Below are 533 nucleotides of genomic sequence, written 5' to 3'. Positions count from 1 at the left end.
CCCAGGCGCTTGAGATACTCGATCACCGGTCCGCCATTGAGCATGCCGCTCGTCGCCAGTATAACGCAAGGCGGCCCTTCGACTATCTCCGTCCTCTGCTTGGGAGACTCCACCTGGACAAAGCACTCCGCTAGGAATGGATTGATTCCTTTATGGAATATAAGATCCCGAAGATCGTTATTGAGGTACTCCGGGTATGTAGTATGAATGGCGGTGGCCTCGTAGATCATGCCGTCCAGGCAGACCGGCACCTCATCGATCACCTTCTTTCTGATCGCCTCCTCTAAGACCACCATCACCTCCTGGCTGCGGCCAACAGAGAAAGCGGGGATTACAACCTTGCCGCCCCGGTTGATGGTCTCCTTTACCACTTTGATCAGATTGACCTCCGCCTCCTTGCGAGAGGGTTGGATGCTGTTCGTCCCCCCGTAGGTGGCCTCGGTCACCAGGGTCTCCAGGCGGGGGAAGTTGCAGACCGCCGGATCGAAGAGCCTGGTTCTCTCGAACTTATAGTCTCCAGTAAAGGCCACATT

At 56.1% G+C, this 533-nt stretch carries 1 pseudogene; it reads right to left on the bottom strand.

The features are described 5' to 3' along the window. Window positions 1-533 (bottom strand): annotated as a pseudogene (locus BP727_RS08810) (beta-CASP ribonuclease aCPSF1); the annotation flags it as partial.

Origin of the sequence: Methanosaeta sp. UBA356 (genome assembly GCF_002496465.1) — an archaeon.
Taxonomy (GTDB): Archaea; Halobacteriota; Methanosarcinia; order Methanotrichales; family Methanotrichaceae; genus Methanothrix; species Methanothrix soehngenii.
Note: the sequence above shows the minus strand (reverse complement) of the source record. Positions and strands in the feature narration are given on the sequence as shown.